This is a genomic window from Bacteroides sp. RTP31139st1_H2_RTP31139_211217 (assembly GCF_040227615.1).
In the GTDB taxonomy this organism is placed as follows: domain Bacteria; phylum Bacteroidota; class Bacteroidia; order Bacteroidales; family Bacteroidaceae; genus Bacteroides; species Bacteroides uniformis.
This window is the reverse complement of record NZ_JBCNZM010000217.1, coordinates 1-3,356: the sequence shown is the minus strand read 5'-3', so window position 1 is coordinate 3,356 and position 3,356 is coordinate 1. Positions and strand designations below refer to the sequence as shown.

General features: G+C 34.0%; 5 protein-coding genes. All 5 read left to right on the top strand.

Going from position 1 to position 3,356, the window contains the following annotated elements; genetic code table 11:
• The first annotated feature begins 48 nt into the window (after positions 1–48).
• A complete protein-coding gene (locus tag ABUA47_RS22140) occupies positions 49–804 on the top strand; it encodes a hypothetical protein (protein ID WP_004295472.1) in 756 nt (251 codons plus the stop codon).
• Positions 805–862: 58 nt separating this feature from the next.
• Entirely contained in the window at positions 863–1,483 is a 621-nt protein-coding gene (locus tag ABUA47_RS22135) for a hypothetical protein (protein ID WP_004295471.1), read from the top strand.
• Positions 1,484–1,548: 65 nt separating this feature from the next.
• Complete coding sequence (locus ABUA47_RS22130; protein WP_004295470.1) at positions 1,549–2,154, top strand: hypothetical protein; 606 nt, start codon at positions 1,549–1,551, stop codon at positions 2,152–2,154.
• A gap of 75 nt (positions 2,155–2,229) precedes the next feature.
• Positions 2,230–2,775, top strand: a complete 546-nt coding sequence (locus tag ABUA47_RS22125; protein WP_004295469.1) for an imm11 family protein — start codon at positions 2,230–2,232, stop codon at positions 2,773–2,775.
• Positions 2,776–2,867: 92 nt separating this feature from the next.
• On the top strand, positions 2,868–3,356 hold a 489-nt coding region (locus ABUA47_RS22120; protein WP_349832057.1), incomplete at its 3' end, for a DUF4948 family protein.

The window sequence follows — 3,356 nt, the reverse complement described above, 5'->3', positions numbered from 1 at the left end:
TCCAAAGGTCGATTATCCAACAAACATTATCGGTCTAAAAATTAAAATATGGATAGTAAACTTCAATTATTCGCTAAAGTGTTATTAAAAGAACACTATGATGAATTTTTAGAAATGATTCAGTTGTTCAATATAGATAAGAGAACCTTTGTCCTTCAACATAGGAAAATGTTTGAAAAGGGATGGTACGATACAAGCTCTGAAGACAATGAATTTAGTGAAGTAGATATTATGCTTTGTTTTGCTATAGTTTCTCACAGAATGGCAGTTATTGATTGGAGTGGTGAAGAATATTCAGGGCAGGTTAAGCGTTCCATTACGATGATGTTAAAGAATTATGGGATAGAACGTTTCTTATGGAACACTAAAAAGTTTGAGGATTCTTTGGATTGGGACAAAATTCGCCGAGGTGACTATTTGCCTTTGTTGTTCCAAGCTATGAACAAGCAACTTAACAGAGGCGGTTATTCCATTGTGTTTTGTGATACAAAATCGGATTGTTTTCGTTATGCAATATTACCAACTGCCGAGTTTGTGCAATTTGAGAATACGGAATTAGATGATTATCTGACAATCATTAGTCCTAAGATTTACAATATATATCTTGCAGACAAGGGAAATGAATTGCCTAAAATTATGCTGTACTTAAAAAAGAAATTTTCTGTTCCACTAAGTGAAATCAAGGAATTTTGTTCAAGAGATAAAATTTTACTTGGAATAGGGAACTCTATAATTGTGGATGAATATCGAAAAGAAATTGAACAACTTGGAGGCAAGATTGAAACAGAAGAAATAGACCGATAACAAACAGCAAACCGATTGAATAAGCGGAACGCTGCCGAACATTAGCAACCCCAAAAAGATGAAAATGATTGGAGAAACTATAAGAACTGAATTTGAAGCATTGAAAAATGACTTTGAAACCATAAGGCAACAAATAGAAGACGATGTTGTCAGGACTGAGTTGTATAAGGGCGAGTTTTATGAACTTACTCCATATTCCTATCAGCGTAATGGTTGCAAACAAGGAAAACCTGTAAAGCGTCCTGATACAATAAAAAGCACCAAAAATCTTTGTATCTACGGATTTAATAACCAAAATCAAATCGTAGAAGTTAAGGTTGGTTGTTCTATTGAAAATCAGTTTTATCACACTTTCCTGTATTATACAGACAATCTTGTGAAAAGTATTCTATACGATAATGGAAAACATTTGATGAATGTATGCCATTACTTTTTTGAGGGCGGAAAGCTGAAACGGTCACAGTTATGTGGTAGGTATGGTTGCCGTGAAGAGAATTATATCTATAAAGAAAATGCTTTGACACATATTGAAGTCAAACAATATGATATTGAGGGTAATAGTGGTAATGATTTAATTCATATATTCCAATATCAAGACGATGGGGCTTTAGAAAGTATTACCAAATCATTTCCAAATGGATATTCTGAAATAATCTATAAAACGAAAAGAGGTTGCTAACAAGCGGCTTAACTACCCCTGAAAGGTCGGTTAGCCACCAAACATTAATATTAAAAGGAAACACTATGATACCTGATAAATTGAAAGATGATTTTAATTCATTGAGAAATATGTTTGATGAATTGAAAAGAGAAATTGATAAGAATGTTGTAAGGGAAGAGAATTACAAAGGTGAGTTCTACGAAATATCCCCTTATTCTTATCAAAGAAACAGGTTTAAGCAAGGGAAAATAGTTGGAAATGTAACTTCTCTCAAAACAACTAATAACCTATTTACTTATTATTTCGATGTAAAAAATCAAATTATAGAAATCCGAGAGGGCTTGGAACTTAAAAATCAATTCTATTACACCTTTTTCATTTATGAAAAGGAACTCATGAAAACTATTGCATATGATAATAGCAAACGTATTGTGAATGTCCGATATTATCTATATGGAAGTAATGGTAAAATAGAGAAAATGTATTCAAAGGGTTCTCGTGGAAGTAGAGAAGAAACATATTTTTATGAAAATGACCGCCTACAAAAAATAGTTATAAGACAATTTGATAGAAATGATATTGAACAGGATACGTTACAACATTCATTTGATTATAAGTCTAATGGAGAATTAAAATCTATTATTCTTTCGACAGAATTATATTCTGAAACAATCTATCAGGAAACATAAATTTAATATTAACAAGCCGGGATAACGGACTAACGCCGTTCCCCGTCAAACCATTATCAATTACAGTACGACAATATGAACTTTTACTTAATAGGTAGTTTAGAAGGATTTAACGATTTACGTTTTCCAAATGTGGAAGATTGGCAAAATTGTATGGGACATGCTGAAGGTTTACTAAAGCAGTGGAATCCTCCTGAGATGGAATATATATGGAAAAAAAGTAATAGACATAAACATTTTGATTTATCACAATTTTGTAATCCTCTATTAACTATTAGCGACAAAGCATTAAGTATTTTAGAAAATATTCTTATCAAAAATGGAGAAATTCTTGATATAAAGTCGCCAAAAGGTTTTTATTTTTTTCATTGTACCAATATAATAGATGCTTTGATTGAAAAAGAATCAGATATAGTGTGGTTAGATAAAGAAAGAGGATGGGTGAGTTGTATAAATAAATTTGTGTTGGATAAAAATAAAATCCAAGAGCAAACTATTTTCAGACTTCCGAATGTAAATTGTCGCTATACTTTTTATGGGGAGGAATTTAAGAACCTTGTATTGAAACATCATCTTCAAGGAATACATTTTGATAGATACGAAACTATTATTATAAAATGAATGATTGTTTTAAAGTTTGTAGTTAAAGTATTGATAACACGCACATCAATCACTTAAACAGTGATTATCTGCATCCTATTAAACATTAGAAAATGAGAACACCAATCATAATCCTGTTATTTGTAATCCTGCTTGCCGCAAGCTGCGGAGAGCCTCCCATGCCGCCGTCGGACGAGGAAATGATACGCCATTTCACCACGCACGAGGTGGCGTTCCGTAAGGTGTACGAAATCATGGCAGAGAGTTCAGAAGGTAGTTTTCACTACCCGCCGCTTTCTCCGGAAGAGGTCATTATACTTGATTCAACAGAACAAAGCGATACATTCCATGAAACGAATGACGAACAAGACATTCCGGTATATGGACTGTTGAAGCCGGAGCGAATCCTACTCGACTCCTTGTTATCAGAGATTGGATGCGGTTTTATCCTTGTTGATCGCAGGGAATGGGGAACGGCAGATTCGGTATATGTGAGCCTTGTTATGCCGTACTACTCCCACGGCATCGTGGATGCGGGAACGTCCAAGAGTTTCGTTTACGATCCCGGATTGAGAAGCCGTCGGAATATCCGTATCACCGAA